At 34.6% G+C, this 1,557-nt stretch carries 1 protein-coding gene; it reads left to right on the forward strand.

Going from position 1 to position 1,557, the window contains the following annotated elements; translation table 11 throughout:
* Window positions 1–25: 25 nt before the first annotated feature.
* Window positions 26–1,557 (forward strand): cache domain-containing protein (locus UNSWCS_RS11010; RefSeq protein ID WP_035144142.1); only part of this gene is annotated, 1,532 nt, incomplete at its 3' end.

Raw genomic sequence — 1,557 nt, forward strand, 5'->3', positions numbered from 1 at the left:
GTCAATCACCAATAAAATAGCACTAATGCTAATAGTTGCTCTATGTATATCGTTTGTGGCTATGTCAGCCGCTAGTTACTACACCGCTCAGAACAAGACAACCGAGCTAGTCACACAAGCTCAACGTCAAATTCTAAAAGATGTAAAATTTACACTAGATACATTTTTTGACAACAATTTTCAGACGATAGAAAAGATAGCTGCGACTATGTCTAAGCTTGATGAAAATCGCAATGGTATAGATATCGCTCTAGCACAAGGCAAAGCAATGGCTAACAAAGAAGTAGCTCTTGTCTATGCTGGCTACGATGATGGAGCTATGTTTCGCTCAAATGGTAAAAATCAAACTCCAAAGGATGGCTATGATCCAAGAACAAGAGGTTGGTATAAACTAGCTAAGCAAAAAAATGGCACAACATTTTCTGATCCTTATATGGCAGCTTCTTTAAAACAAATGGTTATAAGCTTTGTTGCGCCGATAAAAGATATAGGCATTGCCGCAACTGATGTAAGTATAGAAGATCTTAGTAAAGATATCACGGAGATCAGCAAAACAGATTACAGCTATGCATTTGTTGCTGATAAAGATGGAAATATCATTATGCACCCCGATAAAAATTTGATCAACACAAAGCCTGAGATCACAAAACAACTAATAGAAAAATATAAAAATAAAGAATTTAATGAAAACGGACTAATTGCTTATAAAAATACAAAGGGAGAGGATAGATATGCCGACTTCATAGAGCTAAACGATCGTGGCTGGCTGGCTATATCTGCTATGCAAAAAGATGTATTTACGTCAAATACTATGCCATTACTTAAAATACAAGCTATTATGGCTGTTATTTTTATTGTTATTTTATCTGCATTTGTTTTATTCCTTTTAAAAAGTTCTTTAAAACCTATCAAGACCATACAAGATAAATTAACTGAAGTATTTAAATTTGTTACATATAAGGCTGATGCTCCAGCTAAATTAGATATAAATAGAGAAGATGAATTTGGGCAGATGAGCAAGGTTATTAATGAAAATATTAGCGAAGTAGTTGAAGGTATCAAAAAAGATAATGCAATGATTAGCGAGCTTAATGCCATTGTCAATACTGTCAATAAAGGTAAATTAGGAGTTGTTATAAACCAAAATCCAAATAACCCATCTTTGGCAGAGTTAAAAACACTACTAAACAGCTTCTTTGCTGGCATAACACATAATATTAGAAGTGTTACTGCTATTTTAAACACGTATTCTAAGAACGATTTTACACCAACTATCGAGGTTCCAGAAGGTGCTGAGGCTGATCTAAAAGATATGATACTTGGAGTATCAAATATGGGTGAAGTAATTTGCACTATGCTAAACTCAAATTTAAATGATGCCAAGATGCTTGAAGAAAAAGCCAAACTTCTAGCTGAATCAGTCTCTCAAGTAACAAGCTCAGCTAGCACACAAGCTAGCTCACTTCAAGAATCTGCAGCTGCAGTTGAGCAAATGTCTAGCTCAATGAATGCCATCTCTCAAAAGACAGCTGATGTTATAAGACAAAGTGATGAAAT

It is taken from the genome of Campylobacter concisus UNSWCS (assembly GCF_000466685.1).
Taxonomy (GTDB): domain Bacteria; phylum Campylobacterota; class Campylobacteria; order Campylobacterales; family Campylobacteraceae; genus Campylobacter_A; species Campylobacter_A concisus_A.